Raw genomic sequence first — 23468 nt, 5'->3', positions numbered from 1 at the left:
TTACACCACGACCGCCGGCGATGCGCATCCCGATACCGGTTCGCCGTCCATGCAAACGTTTCCGGACTTCACATGAATGACACCGATTCCTCGCTATGCTCGCGGCGGCACGCACCGACGCAGCCGCATCCTGCGATTCGGTGCGCGCCTTTCCCGCAGGTCCCGCCAATCGGCTCCCCCTTTACCGCACGATAACGACCATGACCCGATCGAACCGTCGTGACTTCCTGCGCGTCGCCGCCGGCACTGCCGGCGCCGCCGCGCTGAACCTGTTTCCGCCCGTGATCCGGGATGCGCTCGCGATTCCCGCGAACCGCCGCACCGGCACGATCCGCGACATCGAACACATCGTGATCCTGATGCAGGAGAACCGCTCGTTCGACCACTACTTCGGCACGATGCGCGGTGTCCGCGGCTTCGGCGACCCGCGCCCGTTGCGCCTCGCGAACGGCAAGTCGGTGTTTCACCAGCCGGTCGGCCCGGCCGAACTGCTGCCGTTCCACCCCGGCGCGGACAAGCTCGGCCTGCAGTTCCTGCAGGACCTGCCGCACGGCTGGCAGGACATGCACGCCGCGTGGAACAAGGGCCGCTACGACCAGTGGGTGCCGAACAAGGGCACCACGACGATGGCGTACCTCAAGCGCGACGACATCCCGTTCCATTACCAGCTCGCCGACGCGTTCACGATCTGCGACGCGTACCACTGCGCGATCCCGAGCTCGACCGACCCGAACCGCTACTACATGTGGACGGGCTACGTCGGCAACGACGGCACGGGCGGCGGCCCGGTGCTCGGCAACGAGGAAAAGGGCTACGGCTGGACGACCTATCCGGAAGTGCTCGAACAGGCCGGCGTGTCGTGGAAGATCTACCAGGACGTCGGCACGGGGCTCGACGCGAACGGCTCGTGGGGCTGGACGCAGAACCCGTACATCGGCAACTACGGCGACAACGCGCTGCTCTACTTCAACCAGTACCGCACCGCGCTGCCCGGCACGCCGCTGTACGACAAGGCGCGCACCGGCACCAACATCAGCGCCGGCGGCACGCTGTTCGACGTGCTGCAACAGGACGTGAAGAACGGCACGCTGCCGCAGGTGTCGTGGATCTGCGCGCCGGAAGCGTATTCCGAGCACCCGAACTGGCCCGCGAACTACGGCGCGTGGTACATCGAGCAGGTGCTGAAGGCGCTCGTGTCGAATCCCGACGTGTGGAGCAAGACCGCCCTCTTCATCACGTACGACGAAAACGACGGTTTCTTCGATCACGTGCCGCCGCCGTTCGCGCCGCAGTCGCGCGAGAACGGGCTGTCGACCGTCGCGACGACCAACGAGGTGTTCGCCGGCGATGCATCGCACATGGCCGGCCCGTACGGGCTCGGGCCGCGCGTGCCGATGCTGGTCGTGTCGCCGTGGACCAAGGGCGGCTGGGTCTGCTCGCAGACCTTCGATCACACGTCGCTGCTGCAATTCATCGAGGCGCGGTTCGGCGCGCAGTATCCGGTCACGGCCGCCAACGTGTCGCCGTGGCGTCGCGCGGTGTGCGGCGACCTGACCGCCGCGTTCGATTTCGCGACGGCCGATGCCGGCTGGCCGACGCTGCCCGATACGAGCGGCTACGCGCCGCCGGATCGCAATCGCCACCCCGATTACATCCCGGTGCCGCCGGTGCTGCAGAAGCTGCCGAAACAGGAAGCCGGGCTGCGCCCGGCGCGCGCGCTGCCGTACGAGCTGTTCGTGCACGGCCGCGTCGAAGCCGCGAACGGCCAGTTCCGGCTGACCTTCGCGAACACGGGCCGCGCGGGCGCCGCGTTCCAGGTCCAGTCGCGCAACCGCGTCGACGGCCCGTGGACGTACACGGTCGAAGCCGGCAAACGCATCGCCGATACGTGGAGCGCGGCCGCGTCGCTCGGCCTGTACGACCTCGACGTGTACGGCCCGAACGGCTTCTACTGCCATTTCCGCGGCCCGTTCGCGACCGGCGTCGGCAGCGCGAACGTGAACCCCGAAGTGATCTACGGCTACGACGTCGCGAACGGCAACATCACGCTGCGCCTGATGAACCGCGGCCACAAGGCCGTGCGGCTCAAGGTCACGAACGCGTACGGCCACGGTCACGCGCGTACGTTCGATCTCGCGCCGGGCGCGCACGTCGACGATTACTGGGACTTGCGCGGCAGCCACGGCTGGTACGACCTGACCGTCAGCGACGGCCGGCAGCTCGGCTTCCTGCGCCGCTTCGCCGGCCACGTCGAAACGGGCCGCCCGAGCACCAGCGACCCGCTGATCCGCACGACCGCGTCGCACGACGACGCCGAGGCCGCATCGGACGCCCTGTCCGACTGACGTCGGCCCACGCGCGGCGCGGCCCCGGCAGGCCGCGCCGCGCCCTTGCCCCGCACCGCTCCCCCCTTCTCCGCACCCGTTCCGTTCGCGACGGGAAACTCCCGATACCGGCCGTGGCCGGTCGCGCGGAAGCTATGCGCAAATCCGCATCGAATGCGCGGCAAATTTCCAAGACCCGCGCATATCGGCGACCTATATATCGAGGCAATCGGGGCTCTTCGCGGAGCCTGCCGGGAGATGTTTCCGAGGATCACGATGCCGACCTCCCCGCCCGATTCCGAGAAGCGGTCGAACCGCCCGCCCGTCGCACGCGCCCGGCCCGTCCTGGTGCGCGCGGTATCCACTCGCCGGTGTCGAACAAGAGGAACAACATGAAATTCCGTCATTCCCTGCTGTCGGTGTCCATCGCATCCGCGCTTGCCCTCCTCTCGCAACAGGCCGCGCAGGCGGCCGACACAACCGACGTGAAGGTCGGCTTCGCCGCGCCGCTCACGGGCGTGAACGCCGGCTACGGCAAGGATCTGCAAAACGGCGTCCAGCTCGCGCTCGACGATGCCGTCGCGCAGAAGGTGCAGATCGCCGGCAAGCCCGCCCGCTTCAATCTCGTCGTGCAGGACGACCAGGCCGACCCGCGCATCGGCGTGCAGGCCGCGCAGGCGCTCGTCGACCAGAACGTGTCGGTCGTGGTCGGTCACTTCAATTCGGGGACGACGATTCCGGCGTCGGTAGTCTACGACAAGGCCGGCATTCCGGTGATCGACCCGGCCGCGACCAACCCGACGCTCACGTCGCGCGGGCTCGCGAACATGTTCATGGTGATCGCGACCGACGGCCAGAATGCCGGCAACGCGGGCAAATACGCGGTCGAGGTGACGAAGGCGAAGCGCATTGCGATCATCGACGACCGCACCGCGTTCGGCCAGGGCGAGGCCGACGAATTCGAGAAGGCCGTGAAGGCCGCGGGCGGCAACCTCATCGGCCGCGAGTTCACCAACAACCAGGCGGTCGATTTCCGCGCGCAGATCACGAGCCTGAAGGCCAAGAATCCCGACCTGATCTTCTTCGGCGGCCTCGATTCGCTCGCCGCGAACTTCATCAAGCAAATGCGCCAGCTCGGGCTGAATGCGCAGTTCGTCGGAGGCGGCGGCGTGAAGGACAACGAGTTCATCAAGATTGCGGGCCCGGCCGCCGAAGGCGCGATGGCATGGGAATACGGCCGTCCGCTCGACGAGCTGCCGCAGGGCAAGGATTTCGAGGCACGCTTCAAGAAGCGCTTCGGCGTCGACGTGCTCTCGTATGCGCAGTTCGGCTATGACGCGGCGTGGGCGGCGATCAAGGCGATGCAGGCGGCCAACTCGACCGACCCGAAGGCCTATCGCCCGGCGCTCAAGAAAATCGACTTCGAAGGCGTGACCGGCCGCATCTCGTTCGCGAACGACGGCTCGCTGAAGAGCGGGATGTCGACGCTGTATCAGGTGAAGAATGGCGCGTGGAAGACAATCGTGACGAAGGGAGGCTGATCGGCGACGGAGGCGGCCGGCGGCGGAAACGCCGCCTCGCCGCTGAGACCGGCGCGGCCCGCATCGAGCTCGTATGACGACTGATGTTGAAGCGATCGAGCAGGTCCGCCGCCGCGCGGACCCCACGCCCAGCCAGCGGTCAGCCGGCCTCGGCCTCCGCCGCCTCGTGTGCGCGGCGTAGCCGCTCGCGACTGTTCGTAAGGTGCGTGCGCATCGCGGCGCGGGCCGCTTCCGGGTCGTGGCGCGCGATCGCCTCGTAGATGTCCTCGTGCTCGTGGTTCAGCCGGCCCACGTAACGCTCGAGGTCGTCGCCGGCAAAGCGCGCCGAGTTCACACGCGTGCGCGGGATGATCGACGTGCCGAGCTGCGTCATGATGTCGACGAAATAGCGGTTGCCGGTGGATTGCGCGATCTGCAGGTGGAACTGGAAGTCGAGCTGCGCGGTGTCGCGGCCGCCGCCCGCGCCCGTCGCGATCGCGTCGAGCGCGCGCCGCAGCGCGGCGAGGTCGGCATCGTTCGCGCGCTGCGCGGCCAGGCTCGCGCACTCGCTTTCGAGGCTGATGCGCAGCTCCAGCACCGCGAGCACGTCGCGCAGCGTCGTGATCGTCGCGGGATCGATGCCGAGCGTCTGGCGGCGCGACGGCTCCAGCACGAAGCTGCCGATGCCGTGGCGCGTCTCGACGAGGCCGCTCGCCTGCATCCGCGAGATCGCCTCGCGCACGACCGTGCGGCTCACGCCCTGCGCCGCCATGACTTCGGTTTCGGTCGGCAGCTTGTCGCCGGGACGCAGCGTGCCGTTTTCGATCTGCGCGGTCAGCGCGTCGACGACATCTTGTGCGAGGCTGCGTGCGCGACGGCGCGGCGCTGCGGGAAGCGTAGGCACGGACATGTGGCCGGTTCCTTTTTGAATGATCGTAATGTGAGCCGAGGGTTTACGCGGGGTTTGAGCGAAAGCCGATGATTCATTATACTGCGTCACAAGTCATCCGACGACTGATGATCGGCGCACGGATCTCCTGTCGACTCAGGTCGGCCGTTCCGCCCCGGTCCCGTGCGTGACAATCGGGCCGCGTTCGCGTTTCGCGCGCCGCCGGCCCGGTTGCCGCTTTCACCCCGTTTCGGGTTGCGTCGACATGCGGGCCTTGCGCGCCGCGCACGTCGGTTGTCGAATGATCGCACCTCCCGCCGCGCGCGGCAAAGCTTTTGCCGCACGGCATCGCCCACTCTCTCGCCATCGCCGCCCATGAACGCCGTCACTGCCTCGCCCTCCCCCGACACGCCGCGCATCGTCGACCTGCAAGCGATTCCGGTCGCCGGCCACGACAGCATGCTGCTCAACCTGAGCGGCGCGCACGGCCCGTTCTTCACCCGCAACCTCGTGATCCTGAAGGACAGCGCGGGTCGCACGGGCGTCGGCGAAGTGCCGGGCGGCGAAAGCATCCGCCGCACGCTCGACGACGCGCGCGCGCTCGTCGTCGGCCAGCCGGTCGGCAACTATCATGCGGTGCTCAACGACGTGCGGCGCACCTTCGCCGACCGCGACGCGAGCGGCCGCGGGCTGCAGACCTTCGACCTGCGCACGACGATCCACGCGGTCACCGCGCTCGAGGCCGCGCTGCTCGACCTGCTCGGTCAGCATCTCGGCGTGCCGGTCGCCGCGCTGCTCGGCGAAGGCCAGCAGCGCGAGCGTGTCGAGATGCTCGGCTACCTGTTCTACATCGGCGATCGCACGAAGACGGCGCTGCCCTATCGCGACGGCCGCGGCGCGACCGACGACTGGACGCGCGTGCGCGACGAAGCCGCGCTGACGCCCGAAGCCGTCGTGCGGCTCGCCGAAGCCGCGCATGCCCGCTACGGCTTCAACGACTTCAAGCTGAAGGGCGGCGTATTCGAAGGGGCAAGCGAGATCGAGGCCGTGACGGCGCTCGCCGAGCGCTTCCCCGACGCGCGCGTGACGCTCGATCCGAACGGCGCATGGTCGCTCGACGAGGCCGTGCGGCTGTGCCGCGACCAGCATCACGTGCTCGCGTACGCGGAAGATCCCTGCGGCGCGGAGAACGGTTACTCGGGCCGCGAGGTGATGGCCGAATTCCGCCGTGCGACGGGGCTGCCGACGGCGACCAACATGATCGCGACCGACTGGCGGCAGATGGGCCATGCGGTGCAGCTGCACGCCGTCGACATCCCGCTCGCCGATCCGCACTTCTGGACGATGCAGGGCTCGGTGCGGGTCGCGCAGATGTGCCGCGACTGGGGCCTCACGTGGGGTTCGCATTCGAACAACCACTTCGACGTGTCGCTCGCGATGTTCACGCACGTCGCGGCCGCGGCGCCGGGCCAGGTCACCGCGATCGATACGCACTGGATCTGGCAGGACGGCGAACGGCTGACGCGCGAGCCGCTGAAGATCGAGAACGGGCTGGTGGACGTGCCGAAGCGGCCGGGGCTCGGCATCGACATCGACATGGATGCGGTCGCGCTCGCGCACGAGCTGTACAAGCAGCACGGCCTCGGCGCCCGCGACGACGCGGTGGCGATGCAGTATCTGATTCCGGGCTGGACGTTCAACAACAAGCGCCCGTGCCTCGTGCGCTGAGCACGGACCGACCGGGCGGCAACGTCGCCCGGTCACGCCCGGGCGGCCGCCTCTAGCCGGGGATCCCCTGAGCGGGCGTCCCTAGCCGGCCGCGCCTAGCCGGCCGCACCAATCCCCCGCGCCATCCCCGACGCGGCGAACACGATGACGATCACCAGCACCGCCTGCCAGTGGCCGATCCGCACATAGGTGCGCGCACGGCCGATATCGGGCATCTGCTGCCGCCGCGCGGCGACACGCCAGCGGATCAGCCCCAGCATCGGCACGACCTCGAGCAGCAGGATCAGCACGAGCGCGGTCATCTTCAGGTGAAAGAGCGGTTCGTGCAGGTAGTACGCGGTCCCTTTTTCGAAACCGCCGAACGCACGCGCGAGGCCCGTCGCGATCAGGACGAGCGCGGACAGCCCCCAGAGCGCATCCGCCTTGAACACGCCGGGCAAATCGGCCGCCTGCGCCGACGCGACGAGCCGGCGCAACGCGCGGTTACGCGCCGCGATCGCGGCAAACGCGACGCCGAACGCACTCAGGTGAATGGCAGCCAGCAACCAACGGACGATCATCGCGCCTCCTTGTCGCCCGCGCCCGTGCGCGGGCCGTGTCAGACGATTTGCTTGAGCGCCGCGTCGAGCGCGAGCACCGCGACGCGGTCGCCTTCGGTCGCGAGCGGCGTGCGCATCACGATCTGCCGGTTGTGGCCGACAGCCGCCGGCGAATCCCACAGCAACTCCACCTTCGGTCGATTGAACAGGCTGCCGCGACGCGGCGGCACGACCGCCGGCTGCGCGCCTTGCACGCCCTGTTCGCCCGCGGCGGGCGCCGCGCGGCCGGGCCAGCGCACCGACAGTTCGCGCGCGTCGTACTGGCCGACCTTGCGGCTTTCCATCCAGACGATCGCGGTGCGCGTCAGCATGTCGAGCGAGATCGCATACCGGCCGACCGCGAAGCGGCGCGCGGCCACGTTGGTCCGCCACAGCGGCCGCGGCCGGCAGATCCACACGATCGCCGCGTACAGCGCCGGCGCGGCGACGAGCCAGCCGTTGGTGGCCGTCACCGCGTGCAGCGCGCGGCGCCAGCCGGCCGCCCACGTGAAGGCGCCGATCGACCACACCGCGAACAGGAAACCGATCAGCGCGAACGCGCGCAGCGCCTGGCGCAGCCACTGCGGCAGCGGATGGAACGGCCGCTCGGCCCGTGCGGCGGCACCCGGCAACGCGAGCAGCAGGAAGATCAGGATGAGGTAGATGAATGCCCACGGCGACGACACCATCGCCGACAGCGACGAGCGATAGCCCATCTGGGACATCGAGAACAGCCAGCGCGCGAGCAGCACGAGACCGATCGCGCGCAACGCGAAGATCACACCGGCGCCGGGGGCCGGCGCTGCGCGCGTGGTTTTCGTTCTCGCCAAGACTGCTCTCCTCTGGATATTCGTACCGGGCCGGATTTCACGGCACGGCCATTATAGGGACATTACCGTCTGGACAGACGGCCGGATGGCGTGCCGGGCCGCTTCGAAGGCGGTTCGCGGCGCCGGGCGCGGCGAGAATACAACACATCCGCGCCGCGGATGTGACAACGCCCCGCCGGAAGACCCGGACGGGGCGTCGTACGGTCGCGCGCCGCCGTGCGGCGGCGGCCCGCAATCAGCTTGCGTTGACTTCGCGGAGCACCGTGCGGCGCTTCTGGCGCAGCAGTTCCTCGTAGCCCTTCACGTAGTTCTGCGCCATCACCTTCGACGAGAAACGGGCTTCGAACGCGGCGCGAACCTTCTCGCGCGGCAGCGTATCGAGGCGCTTGAGCGCGGCGACGGCCGACAGTTCGTCTTCGACGACGAAGCCCGACACGCCGTTGTCGATCACTTCCGGCACCGAGCCGCGCTTGAACGCGATCACCGGCGTGCCGCAGGCCATCGCCTCGATCATCACCAGGCCGAACGGCTCCGGCCAGTCGATCGGGAACAGCAGCGCGTGCGCGTTGCCGAGGAATTCGGTCTTTTCGGCTTCGCTGATTTCACCGATGTACTCGACGTGCGGCAGCGCGAACAGCGGCTTGATCTTCTCTTCGTAGTACGCGCGGTCGGCCTTGTCGAGCTTCGCGGCGATCTTGATCGGCAGGCCGGCCTGCTCGGCGATGCGGATCGCGGTGTCGACGCGCTTTTCCGGCGAGATGCGGCCGAGGAACGCGAGGTAGCTCGGCTTCACGTTCGGGATCGGCGTCAGCAGGTTTTCCGGCAGGCCGTGATACACGGTCGACAGCCAGTTCGCCTGCGGCAGCGGGATGCGCTGGTTGTCGGAGATCGACACGACCGGCACGTCGCTGAATGCGTTGAAGATCGGCTGCAGCTCCGGCAGGTCGAGACGGCCGTGCATCGTCGTCAGATGCGGGACCGGCTGGCGCGAGAACAGCGAGAACGGGTAGTAGTCGATGTGGCAGTGCAGGACATCGAACTCTTCCGCGCGGCGGCGCACCTGCTCGAGGAGCAGCATGTGCGGGGCCATCACGTCGCGGATGGTCGGGTCGAGGCGCAGCGCCTGCGGCCAGCACGCTTCGAGCTTCGCGGAGGTCTGCGAATCGCCGCTCGCGAAGAGCGTGACGTCATGCCCCATCTCGACGAGTGCTTCGGTGAGGTAGGACACCACTCGCTCGGTACCGCCGTACAGTTTCGGGGGCACCGCTTCATGCAACGGAGCGATTTGGGCGATTCGCATGCGTAACTCCTAAAAAATCGGCAAAAAACCAGGTATGGGTCGGCAACCTGCCGGGGGCCGGGATGCATGTCGTCCGAAAGTCGGACGAATCAGCCTGCCGGGGCGTCGAACCCGCGCTGCTCAAGGAGCGTCGTCGACGCGACAGGCATAGAACGTTTGAAACGAAGACCCGTTGACAGGGGTTCGTAAAAAACCTGGAATCGAACCCGGAGCCGATTATCTAGGGTTAATCCCGATACGGCGCACGACATTTCAAACTCTTTACTTTGTTACAAAGGCGCAACACTTTGCAACCCGCGGACTCGGGCGTCCGTTCTAGAGTGGAAGGCCGTTTTGGCGATCCTCGTTAACCCGCAGTTGCCGGCAGCGTGATTTCGGCACACGCGGCAGGACGGGATGCCGGATTTTATCTCAAAATCGAACGCGAGCCCCTGGCCAAGGCAAGATTCGCGCAGCGCGACGCGCGGCCTTGTTTACAATGCCGGATTATTCAGTCCGAGCGCGCCGGCCTGCGATCCAGCCGCCACGCTCAATCACCGAATCACCGCACGCATATTTTGGAATCTCTCACCCCTGCCCAGCGCAACGCCCACAACGCGAAGCTGTCGAGCTACGCGCATCGGCCGATCGCGTTCCTGTTCCGCTACATCCGCCTCCATCCGGTCGCCCACCTGGTGGTGCTCTGCAGCGTGCTGGCCGCCGTCGGCTGCGCGCTCGGCTCCCAATATGCGATCAAGCACCTGATCGACGTGCTGGCGACCGGGCGGCATCATCCCGGCCCGCTGTGGAGCGCGTTCGCGCTGCTCGTCGGCCTGATCGCGGCCGACAACCTGCTGTGGCGCGTCGGCGGCTGGGTCGCCGCGCACACGTTCGTCGCGGTCACCGGCGACCTGCGGCGCGACCTGTTCCAGTACCTGATCGGCCATTCGCCGACGTATTACTCGGAGAAGCAGCCGGGCACGCTCGCCAGCCGCATCACGGCCACGTCGAACGCGGTCTACACGTCGGAGAACACGATGGCGTGGAACGTGCTGCCGCCGTGCATCGCGGTGATGGGCGCGATCCTGATGATCATCGTCGTCAATCCGCTGATGGCGGCCGGCCTGCTCGGCTGTTCGGCCGTGCTGTCCGTCATCCTGTTCAAGCTGGCCGGCCGCGGCTCGGCGCGCCATCACGCGTTCGCGGCGAAGGCCGCGGCGGTCGACGGCGAGCTCGTCGACGTGATCGGCAACATGGGCCTCGTGCGCGCGTTCGGGATGACGCTGCGCGAACAGAAGCGCTTCAGCGCGACGGTCAAGGCGGAGATGGATGCGCGCCAGCAAAGCCTGCTCTATCTCGAAAAGCTGCGCCTGCTGCACGCGGTGATCACCGCGATGCTGTCCGCCGGCCTGCTCGGCTGGGCGCTGTGGCTGTGGGACCAGGGCCGCGCGACGTCGGGCGACATCGTGCTCGTCAGCTCGCTCGACTTCACGATCCTGCACGGCACGCGCGACCTCGCGGTCGCGCTCGTCGACGTCACGCAGCACGTCGCACGCCTGTCCGAAGCGGTGAAGACGCTGCTCGAACCGCACGGGATGCCGGACCGTTCCGACGCGCAACCGCTGTCGGCCACGGGCGGCCGCGTCGACTTCGAGCGCGTGACGTTCGCGTACCCGCACCGCCGCGCGATCCTCGACCATTTCGACCTCCATATCGAGCCGGGCCAGCGCGTCGGCCTGATCGGCAAGTCGGGCGCCGGCAAGTCGACCGTGCTGGCGCTCCTGCAGCGCTTCTACGACACGCAGGACGGTGTCGTGAAGATCGACGGCCAGGACGTGAAGGGCATCACGCAGGACAGCCTGCGCCATGCGATCGCGCTGGTGCCGCAGGACATCTCGCTGCTGCACCGGACGATCTACGACAACATCGCGTACGGCCGCCCCGACGCGACCCGCGAGGAAGTGCTCGCCGCGGCGCGCGACGCGCGCTGCGCGGAATTCATCGAGGCGATGCCGGAAGGCTATGACACGATCGTCGGCGACCGCGGCGTCAAGCTGTCGGGCGGCCAGCGCCAGCGCATCGCGATCGCGCGCGCGATCCTGAAGGATGCGCCGATCCTGCTGCTCGACGAAGCGACGTCGGCGCTCGACAGCGCGTCCGAGGAAGCGATCCAGAGCGCGCTCGACCGCCTGATGGTCGGCCGCACGGTGATCGCGATCGCGCACCGCCTGTCGACGCTGCGCAACTTCGACCGCATCATCGTGATGAGCAACGGCAAGGTGATCGACGACGGCCCGCCCGACGTGCTGCGCAACCGTCCCGGCCTGTACCGCGACCTGCTCGCGAAGCAGCACGGCCGCCATCACGCGGCGCCCGCCGACGGCAACACGCCCACCGGCGAACGCGTGGCCTGACGCGCCGGCATACCGCCGACGAAAAAGCCGCCTTGCTTGCGCACGGCGGCTTTTTCAATTGCAGCGGGGGCAATCCGGTCAGACCTGCTGCAAATCGCGCAGGAAATTGTCCCGCCACACCGACACGTTGTTCTCGCGAAGCTGCGCGATCATGTCCGCGTAGCGCGCGCGCCGCTCGGCGAGCGGCATCGTCAACGCCTGCGACAGCGCATCTGCCATCCCGTCGATATCGATCGGATTGACGATCAGCGCACCGGTAAGCTCGCGTGCGGCGCCCGCGAAGCGCGACAGCACCAGCACGCCCGGATCGTCCGGATTCTGCGCGGACACGTACTCCTTCGCGACGAGGTTCATCCCGTCGCGCAGCGGCGTCACGAAGCCCACGCGCGCGAGCCGGTACAGCGCGGCCAGCAGCTGGCGGTCGTACTGGCGGTGAATGTAGAGGATCGGCGCCCAGTCGAGTTCCGCGTAGCGCCCGTTGATGCGCCCCGATTCCGCCTCGAGTTGCAGGCGGATGTCCTGGTATGCGCGCAGGTCCGCGCGCGTCGACGGCGCGATCTGCAGGAACGACACGCGGTTGCGAATCGACGCCTGGTGCTCGAGCAGCTTCTCGAAGGCCCGGAAGCGCTCGACGAGCCCCTTCGAATAATCGAGCCGGTCGACGCTCATGATCAGTTGCCGCCCGCGTAGCGACGTCGCGAGCGTACGCACCGCCTTGCCGTTTTCGCCCGCCTGCGCGAGCGACGCGATCTCGTCCGGATACACGCCGATCGGATAGGCGGCCGCGCGCAGCGTCTGGCCGAACGCATGCACGCTTACCGTATTCCCGTCGCGCTCGACGTCGCCGCCCGCCTCGAACTCGACGTAGTCGCAGAACGCGCGCAGGTCGGGCTCGGTCTGGAAGCCGAGCAGATCGAACGCGCACAGCGACTCGACGAGCTCGCGGTGCGGCGGCACGTTGACGAGCACCTGCGCGGCCGGAAACGGGATGTGCAGGAAGAAGCCGATGCGGTTCTTCACGCCGGCGTCGCGCAGCGCGCGCGCGAACGGAATCAGGTGATAGTCGTGCACCCAGATCACGTCGTCGTCCTGCAGCAGCGGCACTAGCTGCTGCGCGAGCCACACGTTGACGCGGCGGTAGCCGTCGAATTCGTGGCGATCGTACTGGATCAGGTCCGCGCGGTAATGGAACGCGGGCCACAGCGTCGCGTTCGAGAAACCGCGGTAATACTGGTCGTAATCGCGGCGCGACAGCCCGACGGTCGCGAACGTCACGGGCCCGCGCTCCTCGATGCGGATCTGCGGCTGCGGCGCGCCGGACGCGACCACGTCGCCGCTCCAGCCGAACCACATGCCGCCGGTTTCCTTCAGCGCGTCGTAGACGCCGATCGCGAGGCCGCCCGCCGCCGGTTCGCCTTCCGAGATCGGCGCGACGCGGTTTGAAACGATGATGAGCCGGCTCATGCGTGCGGCTGCCCCGCGCCGAGCCAGCGTGCGATCTGCTCATGCAGGGCATCGACCGAATCGAGCCGCATGCGCGCGGACGTCTCGCCCGCGCCGACCTTGATCGACAGGCCGCCGCGCGCATTGACCACCGCGAAGCCCTTCTCGTCGGTCAGGTCGTCGCCCGCGAACAGCGGCACGCGGCCCGCAAACGGCGGCTCGTCGAGGAACGCGGCCAGCGCGCGGCCCTTGTCGACGCCCTTCGGCTTGATCTCGAACACCATCTTGCCCGGTTGCAGCACGTACGCATCCGCATAGTCGGCGACGAGGCGCTCGGCCGCCTCGCGCGCCACCGCCTCGCGCTCGGGCGCATTGCGAAAGTGCAGCGCGACGGCCGCGCCCTTGATTTCGAGCAACATGCCCGGATGGCGGTCGACCACGTCGGCAAGCTCGCGCTCGATGCGCAGCAGGCGTTCGTCGTTGAAGCCGATGCGCTGCGTGTCGCCGTTCGCATCGCGGCGCTCCGCGCCGTGCAGGCCGGCGATCGGCAGGTCGGGCATCTTCAGGAACGTGTCGAGGTTGTCGATGCCGCGCCCGGACACGATCGCGACCGCGCCGTGCGAGCGGCGCGACAATTCGTCGAGCAGCGTCAGCAGCGACGGCGGAACGCGAATGCTGTCGGGCGTCGGCGCCAGCTCGACGAGCGTGCCGTCGAAGTCGAAGAAGAACGCGGTATCGGTCAGGGACAGGGAAGCCGGAACGGATTGCATCGATTCGATAGTCTGAGGGCCGGCCGGCACACGCCGGCCGCCACTGCGCGAATGGAGTTGTGCGCATCTTACCGCGCCTGCGCCCCCAGATGGGCGAAACCGGGGCAGCGCGAACCTCGCGCCGCCCCACCGCGTCAACTGCGACATATTGCCCCGCTGGCCGGCACCGTACCGGTTTCAAAAGGACGCAGGCGCGCGAATTGCGCTACAGTCGCAACCGCCTGCCGCGCGACGCATGGCATCGCGCCGGCCGGTCACCCATTTCGCCCGATCGAGCCCAGGATGCCGTCTCGCCTCTCCCGCCTCATCCGCAGGTCCGCGGCCCTCGCCGCCGCCGTGGCGCTCGCCGCGTGCACGCGCGACGAGCCGCGCTGGAACCTGACCAACGTCACCGGCCACCTGCCCGACCTGTCGTTCAGGCTGACGGGCGGCGACGGCCGTCCCGTCGACGCCGATGCGTTCCGCGGCCGGGTCGCGCTCGTCTACTTCGGCTACACGCACTGCCCCGATGTCTGCCCCGAAACCTTGGCGCGGCTGATGGACGTGCTCGCGAAGCTCGGCCCCCGGGCGGACAACGTGCGCATCCTGTTCGTATCGGTCGATCCCGCGCGCGATACGCCGCAGGCGATGCAGTCCTATGTCGCCGCGTTCGACCCCGCGCATGCGCGCGGGCTGACCGGCACCGACGGCCAGATCGAGTCGCTCGCCAAGCGCTATCGCGTCGCGTACCAGATGGAAAAACGCGATCCGTCCGGCGGCTACGAAGTCACGCACAGCTCGGCCGTCTACATCTTCGACGCGACCGGCCGCGCACGCCTGCTCGCGACCGATCGCGATTCGCCCGACGCCATCGCCGCCGATGTGCGCCGGATCATCGACACCGCCTCCACGACCTGAACCGCGCCATGACCACGAAAACGACACTCAAGACGTTCGCCCTCCTCGCCGCGCTGTGCGCCGGCGCCCACGCATATGCCGCCGGCGCGATCAGCGCGCAGAACGCGTGGGTGCGCTGGCTGCCGAACAAGCTGCCCGCCGGCGGCTACGTGACGCTCGTGAACACCGGCGACAAGCCGATCGACCTCGTCGACGTCGACAGCCCCGACTACGGGATGGCGATGCTGCACCAGACGGTATCGAACGGCTCGACGCAGAAGATGGAAATGGTCGACAAGCTGACGATCCCCGCGCGCGGCAAAGTCGACATCGCGCCGGGCGGCTATCACTTCATGCTTGAGGAGCCGAAGCACGCGATCAAGCCGGGCGACACCGTGCACCTGCGCCTGAAATTTTCCGACGGCGAAACGGTCGATGCGCCGTTCGCCGTGAAATCGCCGGCCAAGGCGAAGTGATGCGCGCGCGATGAACCTCCTGTACTGGCTCGATCCGTGGGAACCGTCGCCGACCGTGGTCATCGCGGTGCTGACGGCCGCCGTGCTGTTCGCGCGCGGCGTGAAGAAGGCGAAGGTGTCGCCGCTGCGGCAGTTCTCGTTCTGGTTCGGGCTGGCGGCGCTCTACATCGCGCTGCATACGCGGCTCGACTATTTCTTCGAGCACGAATTCTTCCTGCACCGCGCGCAGCACCTCGTGCTGCATCACCTCGGGCCGTTCTTCATCGCGCTGTCCTATCCGGGTGCGGCGATCCGGGCGGGCATTCCATTCCGCTGGCGGCAGCGCTTCGTGCGTCCCGCGCTTGCGTGGGCGCCGGTACGGGCGACGCTCGACGTGGTGTTCCATCCGGTCGTCGCGGTCGTGCTGTTCGTCGGGCTGATCTATTTCTGGCTGCTGTCGCCCATCCATTTCATCGCGATGCTCGACTGGCGCCTGTATCGCGTGATGAACTGGAGCATGGTGATCGACGGGCTGCTGTTCTGGTGGCTCGTCGTCGATCCGCGTCCCGCGCCGCCCGCGCGGCTGTCGCCGGGCCGCCGGATCCTGATCGTCGTCGCGGCGATCCCGCCGCAGATCGCGCTCGGCGCGCTGATCTTCTTCACGCCGCACGAGCTGTATCCGATCTACTCGATCTGCGGCCGCGCGTTCACGTGGCTGAGCCCGATGCGCGACCAGCAGATCGGCGGCCTGCTGCTGTGGATTCCCGGCTCGATGATGAGCGTGATCGGCGCGCTGATCGCGCTGCGGCACTGGCTGCGGCTGTCCGCGCGCGGGCGCCTGATCGGCGAACGGGCCCAGCGTGCGGACGAGCCGCCGGTCGCACGCGCCGCGCACTGACCGCCGCGGCGCGCGTCACGCGCGCGCGCTGCTCATCCACACGTGCGGAATGCCGTCCTCGTCGTGCACGCCCGAACTCGGCGTGAAGCCGAATGCCCCGTAGAAACGCTGCAAGTGGGCCTGCGCATGCAGGCTCACCGGCGTTTCCGGCCACTGCGCACGGATATGCTCGAGCGCGCGCGACAGCAGCCCGTTGCCGAGGCCCGCGCCGCGAAACGCGGCGGTCGTCAGCACGCGGCCGATGCGCACGTCGGTATGCTGCGCGTCGGGCAGCAGCACGCGCAGATAACCGGCCAGGCGGCCGGCCGGATCGAAGGCCGCCAGATGCCACGCGGCCTGATCCGCATCGTCGATGTCGCGATACACGCAGTTCTGTTCGACGACGAAGACGGCGCTGCGCGCTTCGAGGATCGAATAGATTTCGCGCGCCGTCAGCGCGTCGAAGGGTTTCCAGCGCCAGTCGAGATCGGCGGTGCTCGGAAGTGCGGCGGGTGCGGATGCGTTCATGTGGGGTCCTGATTCGGGCGCGCCGGCCGGCGCGCGGCAACCGTCGATTATGCCCCGAAGCACGTATCTCGCGCGACTGCCTGCCCGCACGCGAAAAAAAGGCCCCGCATCGCGCGGGGCCTGCCCGTCATGCCGTCATGCCGGCATCCGACCGAAGCGGCCGTTGTTGAAGTCCTCGATCGCGGTGCGAATCTCCGCTTGCGAGTTCATCACGAACGGGCCGTAACCGACGACCGGCTCGTCGATCGGCTCGCCGCTCAGGATCAGCAGCTTCGCGTCGCCGTTCGCCTCGATCTCGACGTCTCGGCCGTCGCGGCCGAGTTGCACGAACTGCGCTTCGCGCGCCACCGTCTCGCCGTTCACCTGTACGGTGCCGCTCAGCACGACTACCGCGAGCGTCCGCCCTTCGGCGATCGGGAACCGCGCGTGGCCGCCCGCCACGAGCCGCACGTCCCACACGTCGATCGGCGTGTGCGTGCGGGCCGGGCCGCGCCGCCCGTTGAGTTCGCCGGCGATGATCCGCGCCCGCCCGGCGCCTTCCGGCAGCTCGACCACCGGGATATCGGCGTTCAGCAGCGTCTGGTAGCCCGGCGCGCCCATCTTGTCCGCGGCGGGCAGGTTCACCCACAGCTGCACCATCTCGAGCGGGCCGCCCCGCTTCGTGAACGCCTCCGAGTGGAATTCCTCGTGCAGGATCCCGCTCGCGGCCGTCATCCACTGCACGTCGCCCGGGCCGATCGTGCCGCCCGCGCCGGTCGAGTCGCGGTGCGCGACTTCGCCGTCGTAGACGATCGTCACCGTTTCGAAGCCGCGGTGCGGGTGCTGGCCGACCCCGCGCGGCGCCGAAGCCGGCTCGAAGTTCGCGGGGCCGGCGTAGTCGAGCAGCAGGAACGGGCTCAGATGCGCGCCGTGAGACTGGTAGCTGAACATCGAACGCACCGGGAAACCGTCGCCGACCCAATGGCCGCGCGGCGCACTGTAGACACCCTGGATCTTCTTCATTGCCCTTCTCCATATTGCGGCGAAACCCGTGTTTCGCATCCTTGAATAACAATATAGAGATGGAACGATCCATCCGGTAGACTGCCGAAATCGCACTCAGCGTTCCATTTCATGAACGATAAAGCGCGGGATCTCAACGATCTCTACTACTTCGTGCAGGTCGTCGAACACGGCGGCTTCGCGCCGGCCGGACGCGCGCTGGACATGCCGAAGTCGAAGCTGAGCCGCCGCATCGCGCTGCTCGAGGCGCGGCTCGGGATGCGGCTGATCCAGCGTTCGACGCGCCGCTTCACGGTCACCGACGTCGGCCAGACCTATTACGCGCATTGCCGCGCGATGCTCGTCGAGGCCGACGCCGCCGACGAGGCGATCGCGCTGCTGCACGAGGAGCCGCGCGGCATCGTGCGCGTCAGTTGCCCGATCGTGCTGCTCGATTCGCTGGTCGGCACGATGATCGCCGCGTTCATGGCCGCCTGCCCGCGCGTCGAGATCCATCTCGAAGCGACCAACCGGCGCGTCGACGTGGTCGGCGAAGGGATCGACGTCGCGATCCGCGTGCGTCCGCCGCCGCTCGAGGACAGCGATCTCGCGCTGCGCGTGCTCGCCGAGCGCGGCCAGTGTCTCGTCGCGAGCCCTGCGCTGCTGCGCGAGCACGGCGTGCCGGCCGTTCCCGCCGATCTCGCGCGCCTGCCGAGCCTCGATCACGGCGTGCCGCAGTCCACCCACGTGTGGCGGCTGCGCGGGCCCGACGGCGCGCAGGCGGAAATCCATCACCAGCCGCGCCTGGTGACGGGCGGCATGCTCGCGCTGCGCGCGGCGGCCGTCGCAGGCGTCGGCATCGTGCAGCTGCCGACGATGATGGTGCGCGACGAAGTCGCACGCGGCGAACTGACGACCGTCCTGCCCGACTGGGCGCCGCGCCGCGAGATCGTGCACGCGGTGTTCGCATCGCGTCGCGGGCTGCTGCCCGCGGTCCGGGCGCTGCTCGACTTTCTGGCGGAGCGGTTCGCCGCGCTCGAACCCGACTGAGCGCACCGCGTCCCACCACATCGTGCACTGCAGACCGCCCGCGCGTGCCGTAGACTGCGGTACGCGCAGTGCGCCGTCAGTGCGCCTTTTGACAACCCCTATCGCTTTCCCGCCATGTTCACGCTGTCCAACGACCCCACCGCCTCCAAGGCCGATCAATACGCGACGCTCGTCGAGCAGGCCCGCGCGCTCGTCGAATCCGAACGCGACCTGACCGCCAATGCGGCGAATTTCTCCGCGCTCGTCTATCACTCGCTCGATCGCCTGAACTGGGCCGGCTTCTACTTCTTCGACGGCACCGAGCTCGTGGTCGGGCCGTTCCAGGGCAAGCCCGCGTGCGTGCGGATCGCCCTCGGCAAGGGCGTGTGCGGCACGGCCGCGCAAACCCGCGAGACGCAGGTCGTGCGCGACGTGCACGACTTCCCCGGCCATATCGCGTGCGATGCGGCGTCGGAATCGGAAATCGTCGTGCCGCTGGTGGCGGGCGACGGCACGCTGATCGGCGTATGGGATGTCGATAGCCCGGTCGCCGCGCGCTTCGACGACGAAGACCGCAAAGGAATGGAAGCGCTGTGCCGCGTGTTCGTCGAACACGCGTGGCGGAAGGCGCGCGGTTGACCGTCGCTGCGCGGCAGCGCCCGCCGCCGCGAACGACACGGGCCCCGCGAAGGGGCCCGTTTCATTGCAACGCCGCGCCGCCGCATGCGGCGCGCTGGCCGCATCAGGCCGCGTCAGGCTGCGTGCGCGCCGGAAGACGCGGCGAACGCCTGCGGCGTCGCATCCTCGGTCAGCACCTCGAAGCCCGTTTCCGTCACCACGACCATGTGCTCCCACTGCGCGGACAGCGAATGGTCCTTCGTGACGACCGTCCAGCCGTCGGCCAGCACGCGCGTATCGCGCTTGCCCGCGTTGAGCATCGGCTCGATCGTGAAGATCATCCCCGGCCGCAGCGGTACGCCGGTGCCCGGGCGGCCGTAGTGCAGCACCTGCGGCTCGTCGTGATAGACGTCGCCGATGCCGTGCCCGCAATACTCGCGCACCACGCTGAACCCTTCGCGATGCGCGACCTGCTGGATCGCGTAGCCGACGTCGCCGAGCGTCGCGCCCGGACGCACCGCGCGAATGCCGGCATGCATCGCCTCGTAGGTCGCCGCGACGAGCCGCCGCGCGAGTTCGTTCGGTTCGCCGACGAAATACATGCGGCTCGTGTCGCCGAACCAGCCGTCCTTGATCACCGCAATGTCGAGGTTCACGATGTCGCCGTCGCGCATCGGCCGCGACGTCGGAATGCCATGACAGACCACGTGGTTGACCGACGTGCACAGCGTCTTCGGATAGCCGTGGTAGCCGATGTTCGCGGGAATCGCACCCAGCTCGTCGACGATGTACTCGCGACAGCGCGCGTCCAGCTCGTCCGTTGTGACGCCCGGCTTCACATGCTCGGTGATCATCGTCAGCACCTGCGACGCGAGCTTCGCGGCTTCGCGCGATTTCGCGATTTCCGCGGCGCCGCGGATCGGGATTTCTCGCTTCGCCATTACGCCACCTGCTCGATGTGATGCGCGACCGGTTCCGCCGCCCTCGCGTCGCCGCCCCGCGCCTCGGCTTCGATCAACATCTTGCAGATGTCGCCGTAGGACAGCGCCGGGTTGAGTTCCGCCAGCATCCCGACGCGCAGCCAGTGTTCGGCCTGCGCGTTGATCGACCGGCTCAGCGCCGTGCTCGTCGAGCGCAGCCGTTCATGCATGTGCTCGGAAATCTTGATGATGCCCATATATCCCCAATTAAACGAAACGTAGCTGTTTCGTATATTACGCCGCACGCGACGCCCGGGCAAGTCATTCGACTCCCGCCTCGCTCGACGAGCCGCGGCGAATGCCGTTGACATCGAATTCCAGTTTGCTGGAAAATCAATCCATCATGCAAGAATCTGCGATCACCGCAGCCGACGATACCGGCATCAACGAACGCATTGCCCGGCGCGTGCGCGATCTGCGCACCGTTCGAGGCTACACGCTCGACGCGCTCGCCGCGCGCTCCGGCGTCAGCCGTTCGATGATCTCGCTCATCGAACGCGCGTCGGCCAGCCCGACCGCCGTCGTGCTCGACAAGCTCGCGGCCGGCCTCGGCGTATCGCTGGCCGGGCTGTTCGGCGGCGACCGGAACGATGCGCCCGCCCAGCCGCTCGCACGGCGCGCGCAGCAGGTCGAATGGCGCGATCCGGCGTCCGGCTATGTGCGGCGCAACCTGTCGCCGGCCGGCTGGCCGTCGCCGCTCCAGCTCGTCGAAGTCGATTTCCCGCCCGGCGCGCGCGTCGCGTACGACAGCGGCGGGCGCGAAAGCGCGCTGCATCAGCAGGTGTGGATCATCAGCGGCCGCGTCGACGTCACGTTCGGCGACACGCTTCACGAACTTCACGAAGGCGACTGTCTGGCCATGCGGCTCGACCAGCCGCTGATCTTCAGCAATCCGTCGTCGCATGCCGCGCGCTATGTCGTCGCGATCTGCGATGCATCCGCCGCCGTGCGGAGCGCGTGATGCGTGCATCGCGTGCGCAAGCGGTTTAAAGCCAACAGGAAGGAACCCGCATGAATTCCCCGACACCGCGCGACGACGTGCGCCTGATCGATTGCAGCGAGGCCGAACACGCAGCGGCCATCCTCGAGATCCTGAACGACGCGATCCTGAACTCGACCGCGCTGTACGACTACCGGCCGCGCCCGCCGGAAGCGATGGTCGCGTGGTTCGCGACGAAGCGCGCGGGCGGCTTTCCGGTCATCGGCGCCGTCGACGCGGCGGGCACGCTGCTCGGCTTCGCGAGCTGGGGCACGTTCCGCGCATTTCCGGCGTTCAAGTACACGGTCGAACACAGCGTCTACGTGCGCCATGACCAGCGCGGTCGCGGGCTCGGCGAACTGCTGCTGCGCGAAGTGGTCCGGCGTGCACGCGAAGCGCAGGTGCACGTGCTGGTGGGCTGCATCGACGCGGCCAATGCCGGCAGCATCGCACTGCATACGAAGCTGGGGTTCGTGCACGCAGGCACGATCGCGGAAGCGGGATTCAAGTTCGGCCGCTGGCTCGATGCGGCGTTCTATCAGTTGAAGCTCGAGACGCCGGCACAGCCGGCGGACGGGTGATCTCGCCTGGCGTGGCGGCCGTCGCACCCACCGCGACGCGGCAAAGGAAGTGCCCCGCGGGACTTTTCTCGTCCGTAAATGACAAGTCTTCGCGGAGTCACCGACGGCCCGAAACGAAAATAACTTCGACAATCCTCCGCGGGTAGGCCACCGTCAAACCGACGACTGAAAGGTGGAAACCTTGTTCCGACCGGTTGCCTTCGCGCAATACAACGCCTCGTCGGCCGCCTTGATGATCGCTCCAGGCTCGCCGTCCTGATCCGGCACCCAACTCGCCAACCCGATACTGGCGGTCACGCGCCCGTATTCGCTTCCGGCGTGCTCGAGCGCCAGTTCGTTGATCGCCGCGCGTATTCGTTCAGCAGTCTGGGCTGCCCCCGTCTCTGGTGTGTCAGGCAGCAGCACGACGAATTCCTCTCCGCCGTAGCGAGCCGCTGTATCGATCGGTCGGCGAATGTTGTCGCCGATGCAGCGCGCGACTGCAGCCAGCGCATCGTCCCCCGCCTGGTGACCATAGGTATCGTTGTAGGCCTTGAAACGATCGACATCGACGAACAGCAACGAGAAAACGGAATGGGCTCGCCGCGCACGGCGCCACTCCCGGTCCAGAACCTCGCCAAAGGTGCGGCGATTGTTGAGGCCGGTGAGCCCGTCGGTGCGAGCCAGCAGTTCGAGCTCGGATTCAGCGCGCATCCGACGCCGCAGCTGCGCGCTGAGAAATACGGATAGCGCAATGAAGGCTGCGCCGAATGTCGCGACGAGTAGACCGATCGTCGTGGCGCGGCGGCGCCACGCGGCATAAATGTCCTGCTCCGCCTCTGCGACCATGATGATCAGTGGCAGATTCGGAAAATTCTTGAAGTAGTAGAGACGGCGCACGCCGTCGATCGACGACGTTTCCGAGAACGAGCCATCGGGTGCACGCCGGAAGCGCTGAAAGGTTGCGGCCTTGCCGAGATCGCGGCCGATGGTCCGGACGTCGTACGGCTGCCGCATGATCATGATGCCGTCCTTGCCGATCAGCGATATCGAGCCATGTTGTCCCAATGACAATCCGGCGAACAGCTTGTGGAAATATTCGAGGTTGATCGCGATCAGCGCGATACCGGCAAACGAGCCATCCGGATTCGATATGCGCCGCGACAGCGCAATGCTGAGCATGCCGGCGCGCAAGCGCGACGCGAATGGGTCGCTGACATAGAGCCCCACGTTCGGGTTGTCGCGATGGACGGTGAAGTACTTGCGATCGGCAAAATTGCCCTTGCGCGGCACGTCGTTGGCCGAATCCAGAATGATGTTTCCGTCGGCATCGAGCACCAGTTGGGATCCGATGAATTGCGCCGTCATTGCATGATCGAACAACACGCCCCGCCGCAGCGCGGGCGCCGCTGCCATCACGTCGGGACGTTGCAGACCATGGATCAGCGCCTGCAAGGACAGATCGTAGAGTTCGAAGTTGCGCTCGATGTCGCGCTCGGCCATCAGGCCGAGATTGCGCGAGGTTTCGCTGGCCCGCTCCAGTGCGTCATGGCGGCTTTGGAACAGTTGCAGCACGCACAGGCCCATCAGCGCGCATGCGATCACGACACCGACTGCCACAACGAAATAAGGGGCTGCCGTCCGGGGTTGCATGAATCTCCTCGCTGCTCATTGTGCACGCCCGCACCGGGCGTGAGTGCGCATACAGGATCGGCTCGACGCATTGACGGGTGCAGCGCCAAACTGACCGAAAACCGGAAACGGCTAGAGTCTATCGAACGTGAAGCGCCGACAAAACAGTACCGGTGGC

The 23468-nt window shown here is 67.8% G+C and carries 22 protein-coding genes; 11 read left to right on the top strand and 11 right to left on the bottom strand.

The features are described from left to right. Positions 1-200 precede the first annotated feature (200 nt). Positions 201-2345 carry a phosphocholine-specific phospholipase C gene (locus CFB35_RS05575; RefSeq protein WP_059573972.1) on the top strand — a complete coding sequence of 715 codons (2145 nt, stop codon included), beginning with the start codon at positions 201-203 and terminating at the stop codon, positions 2343-2345. A gap of 371 nt (positions 2346-2716) precedes the next feature. Next, positions 2717-3865: a branched-chain amino acid ABC transporter substrate-binding protein gene (locus tag CFB35_RS05570; protein WP_059573973.1), complete on the top strand. Its 1149-nt coding sequence runs from the start codon at positions 2717-2719 to the stop codon at positions 3863-3865. A gap of 139 nt (positions 3866-4004) precedes the next feature. Here CFB35_RS05570 and CFB35_RS05565 read toward each other — a convergent pair whose 3' ends face one another. Further along, a complete protein-coding gene (locus CFB35_RS05565; RefSeq protein WP_011544971.1) occupies positions 4005-4754 on the bottom strand; it encodes a FadR/GntR family transcriptional regulator in 750 nt (249 codons plus the stop codon). Between the two features lie 354 nt (positions 4755-5108). Here CFB35_RS05565 and gudD point away from each other — a divergent pair, with 354 nt between their 5' ends. After that, positions 5109-6461 (top strand): glucarate dehydratase, encoded by a 1353-nt coding sequence (gene gudD, locus CFB35_RS05555; protein WP_059573974.1) that lies wholly within the window; start codon positions 5109-5111, stop codon positions 6459-6461. Between the two features lie 95 nt (positions 6462-6556). Here gudD and CFB35_RS05550 read toward each other — a convergent pair whose 3' ends face one another. From CFB35_RS05550 to CFB35_RS05540, 3 genes are all read right to left on the bottom strand, one after another. Continuing rightward, on the bottom strand, positions 6557-7021 hold the full coding sequence (locus CFB35_RS05550; protein ID WP_059573975.1) for a DUF2214 family protein: 465 nt from the start codon (positions 7019-7021) through the stop codon (positions 6557-6559). 38 nt (positions 7022-7059) lie between these two features. Next, positions 7060-7869 carry a hypothetical protein gene (locus tag CFB35_RS05545; protein WP_059573976.1) on the bottom strand — a complete coding sequence of 270 codons (810 nt, stop codon included), beginning with the start codon at positions 7867-7869 and terminating at the stop codon, positions 7060-7062. Between the two features lie 235 nt (positions 7870-8104). Continuing rightward, positions 8105-9169, bottom strand: coding sequence for a glycosyltransferase family 4 protein (locus CFB35_RS05540; protein WP_034186533.1), 1065 nt, complete (start codon positions 9167-9169; stop codon positions 8105-8107). 557 nt (positions 9170-9726) lie between these two features. On the opposite strand from CFB35_RS05540, the gene CFB35_RS05535 reads away from it, so the two are divergent. Beyond that, positions 9727-11562, top strand: coding sequence for an ABC transporter ATP-binding protein (locus CFB35_RS05535; protein WP_089464635.1), 1836 nt, complete (start codon positions 9727-9729; stop codon positions 11560-11562). A 78-nt stretch (positions 11563-11640) separates the two neighbouring features. On the opposite strand, the gene otsA is transcribed toward CFB35_RS05535, so the two are convergent. Next, positions 11641-13026 (bottom strand): alpha,alpha-trehalose-phosphate synthase (UDP-forming), encoded by a 1386-nt coding sequence (gene otsA, locus CFB35_RS05530; protein ID WP_059573978.1) that lies wholly within the window; start codon positions 13024-13026, stop codon positions 11641-11643. Continuing rightward, complete coding sequence (otsB, locus tag CFB35_RS05525) at positions 13023-13775, bottom strand: trehalose-phosphatase (protein WP_059573979.1); 753 nt, start codon at positions 13773-13775, stop codon at positions 13023-13025. Before otsB ends, otsA begins: the two co-directional genes overlap by 4 nt. Positions 13776-14057: 282 nt before the next feature. Between otsB and CFB35_RS05520 the strand changes: the two genes are divergently transcribed. The 3 genes from CFB35_RS05520 to CFB35_RS05510 are packed head-to-tail and all read left to right on the top strand — an operon-like array spanning position 14058 to position 16004. Continuing rightward, the gene (locus tag CFB35_RS05520) at positions 14058-14672 is read left to right on the top strand and encodes an SCO family protein (RefSeq protein WP_059573980.1); all 615 of its coding nucleotides are present in this window, start codon (positions 14058-14060) and stop codon (positions 14670-14672) included. A gap of 8 nt (positions 14673-14680) precedes the next feature. After that, on the top strand, positions 14681-15127 hold the full coding sequence (locus CFB35_RS05515) for a copper chaperone PCu(A)C (RefSeq protein ID WP_059573981.1): 447 nt from the start codon (positions 14681-14683) through the stop codon (positions 15125-15127). Positions 15128-15137: 10 nt separating this feature from the next. Next, positions 15138-16004, top strand: a complete 867-nt coding sequence (locus CFB35_RS05510) for a cytochrome c oxidase assembly protein (RefSeq protein ID WP_059573982.1) — start codon at positions 15138-15140, stop codon at positions 16002-16004. A 15-nt stretch (positions 16005-16019) separates the two neighbouring features. Here the strand turns inward: CFB35_RS05510 and CFB35_RS05505 are convergent, their stop codons facing one another. After that, positions 16020-16511, bottom strand: a complete 492-nt coding sequence (locus CFB35_RS05505; protein WP_059573983.1) for a GNAT family N-acetyltransferase — start codon at positions 16509-16511, stop codon at positions 16020-16022. Between the two features lie 135 nt (positions 16512-16646). Continuing rightward, positions 16647-17513, bottom strand: a complete 867-nt coding sequence (locus CFB35_RS05500; RefSeq protein ID WP_059573984.1) for a pirin family protein — start codon at positions 17511-17513, stop codon at positions 16647-16649. 111 nt (positions 17514-17624) lie between these two features. On the opposite strand from CFB35_RS05500, the gene CFB35_RS05495 reads away from it, so the two are divergent. Then, positions 17625-18542, top strand: coding sequence for a LysR family transcriptional regulator (locus CFB35_RS05495; RefSeq protein WP_059573985.1), 918 nt, complete (start codon positions 17625-17627; stop codon positions 18540-18542). Positions 18543-18656: 114 nt separating this feature from the next. Continuing rightward, complete coding sequence (locus CFB35_RS05490; protein WP_059573986.1) at positions 18657-19160, top strand: GAF domain-containing protein; 504 nt, start codon at positions 18657-18659, stop codon at positions 19158-19160. Positions 19161-19273: 113 nt separating this feature from the next. On the opposite strand, the gene map is transcribed toward CFB35_RS05490, so the two are convergent. Then, positions 19274-20080, bottom strand: a complete 807-nt coding sequence (map, locus tag CFB35_RS05485) for a type I methionyl aminopeptidase (RefSeq protein ID WP_059573987.1) — start codon at positions 20078-20080, stop codon at positions 19274-19276. Next, the gene (locus tag CFB35_RS05480) at positions 20080-20316 is read right to left on the bottom strand and encodes a ParD-like family protein (protein ID WP_059573988.1); all 237 of its coding nucleotides are present in this window, start codon (positions 20314-20316) and stop codon (positions 20080-20082) included. Before CFB35_RS05480 ends, map begins: the two co-directional genes overlap by 1 nt. Before the next feature lie 146 nt (positions 20317-20462). On the opposite strand from CFB35_RS05480, the gene CFB35_RS05475 reads away from it, so the two are divergent. Together CFB35_RS05475 and CFB35_RS05470 are read left to right on the top strand one after the other, a co-directional pair. Next, positions 20463-21080 carry a helix-turn-helix domain-containing protein gene (locus CFB35_RS05475; RefSeq protein WP_059573989.1) on the top strand — a complete coding sequence of 206 codons (618 nt, stop codon included), beginning with the start codon at positions 20463-20465 and terminating at the stop codon, positions 21078-21080. A gap of 50 nt (positions 21081-21130) precedes the next feature. After that, on the top strand, positions 21131-21679 hold the full coding sequence (locus tag CFB35_RS05470; RefSeq protein ID WP_059573990.1) for a GNAT family N-acetyltransferase: 549 nt from the start codon (positions 21131-21133) through the stop codon (positions 21677-21679). A gap of 153 nt (positions 21680-21832) precedes the next feature. Here CFB35_RS05470 and CFB35_RS05465 read toward each other — a convergent pair whose 3' ends face one another. Continuing rightward, positions 21833-23311 carry a sensor domain-containing diguanylate cyclase gene (locus tag CFB35_RS05465; protein WP_059573991.1) on the bottom strand — a complete coding sequence of 493 codons (1479 nt, stop codon included), beginning with the start codon at positions 23309-23311 and terminating at the stop codon, positions 21833-21835. Positions 23312-23468: the final 157 nt, after the last annotated feature.

The sequence above is a fragment of the Burkholderia sp. AU16482 genome (assembly GCF_002223285.1).
Lineage (GTDB): Bacteria > Pseudomonadota > Gammaproteobacteria > Burkholderiales > Burkholderiaceae > Burkholderia > Burkholderia semiarida.
Note: the sequence above shows the minus strand (reverse complement) of the source record. Positions and strands in the feature narration are given on the sequence as shown.

Excerpts from the sequence above, each read along its gene's own strand:
- CFB35_RS05575 (WP_059573972.1), top strand. The coding sequence starts at position 201 with ATGACCCGATCGAACCGTCGTGACTTCCTGCGCGTCGCCGCCGGCACT.
- CFB35_RS05570 (WP_059573973.1), top strand. The coding sequence starts at position 2,717 with ATGAAATTCCGTCATTCCCTGCTGTCGGTGTCCATCGCATCCGCGCTT.
- CFB35_RS05565 (WP_011544971.1), bottom strand. The coding sequence starts at position 4,754 with ATGTCCGTGCCTACGCTTCCCGCAGCGCCGCGCCGTCGCGCACGCAGC.
- gudD (WP_059573974.1), top strand. The coding sequence starts at position 5,109 with ATGAACGCCGTCACTGCCTCGCCCTCCCCCGACACGCCGCGCATCGTC.
- CFB35_RS05550 (WP_059573975.1), bottom strand. The coding sequence starts at position 7,021 with ATGATCGTCCGTTGGTTGCTGGCTGCCATTCACCTGAGTGCGTTCGGC.
- CFB35_RS05540 (WP_034186533.1), bottom strand. The coding sequence starts at position 9,169 with ATGCGAATCGCCCAAATCGCTCCGTTGCATGAAGCGGTGCCCCCGAAA.
- otsA (WP_059573978.1), bottom strand. The coding sequence starts at position 13,026 with ATGAGCCGGCTCATCATCGTTTCAAACCGCGTCGCGCCGATCTCGGAA.
- otsB (WP_059573979.1), bottom strand. The coding sequence starts at position 13,775 with ATGCAATCCGTTCCGGCTTCCCTGTCCCTGACCGATACCGCGTTCTTC.
- CFB35_RS05520 (WP_059573980.1), top strand. The coding sequence starts at position 14,058 with ATGCCGTCTCGCCTCTCCCGCCTCATCCGCAGGTCCGCGGCCCTCGCC.
- CFB35_RS05515 (WP_059573981.1), top strand. The coding sequence starts at position 14,681 with ATGACCACGAAAACGACACTCAAGACGTTCGCCCTCCTCGCCGCGCTG.
- CFB35_RS05510 (WP_059573982.1), top strand. The coding sequence starts at position 15,138 with ATGAACCTCCTGTACTGGCTCGATCCGTGGGAACCGTCGCCGACCGTG.
- CFB35_RS05505 (WP_059573983.1), bottom strand. The coding sequence starts at position 16,511 with ATGAACGCATCCGCACCCGCCGCACTTCCGAGCACCGCCGATCTCGAC.
- CFB35_RS05500 (WP_059573984.1), bottom strand. The coding sequence starts at position 17,513 with ATGAAGAAGATCCAGGGTGTCTACAGTGCGCCGCGCGGCCATTGGGTC.
- CFB35_RS05495 (WP_059573985.1), top strand. The coding sequence starts at position 17,625 with ATGAACGATAAAGCGCGGGATCTCAACGATCTCTACTACTTCGTGCAG.
- CFB35_RS05490 (WP_059573986.1), top strand. The coding sequence starts at position 18,657 with ATGTTCACGCTGTCCAACGACCCCACCGCCTCCAAGGCCGATCAATAC.
- map (WP_059573987.1), bottom strand. The coding sequence starts at position 20,080 with ATGGCGAAGCGAGAAATCCCGATCCGCGGCGCCGCGGAAATCGCGAAA.
- CFB35_RS05480 (WP_059573988.1), bottom strand. The coding sequence starts at position 20,316 with ATGGGCATCATCAAGATTTCCGAGCACATGCATGAACGGCTGCGCTCG.
- CFB35_RS05475 (WP_059573989.1), top strand. The coding sequence starts at position 20,463 with ATGCAAGAATCTGCGATCACCGCAGCCGACGATACCGGCATCAACGAA.
- CFB35_RS05470 (WP_059573990.1), top strand. The coding sequence starts at position 21,131 with ATGAATTCCCCGACACCGCGCGACGACGTGCGCCTGATCGATTGCAGC.
- CFB35_RS05465 (WP_059573991.1), bottom strand. The coding sequence starts at position 23,311 with ATGCAACCCCGGACGGCAGCCCCTTATTTCGTTGTGGCAGTCGGTGTC.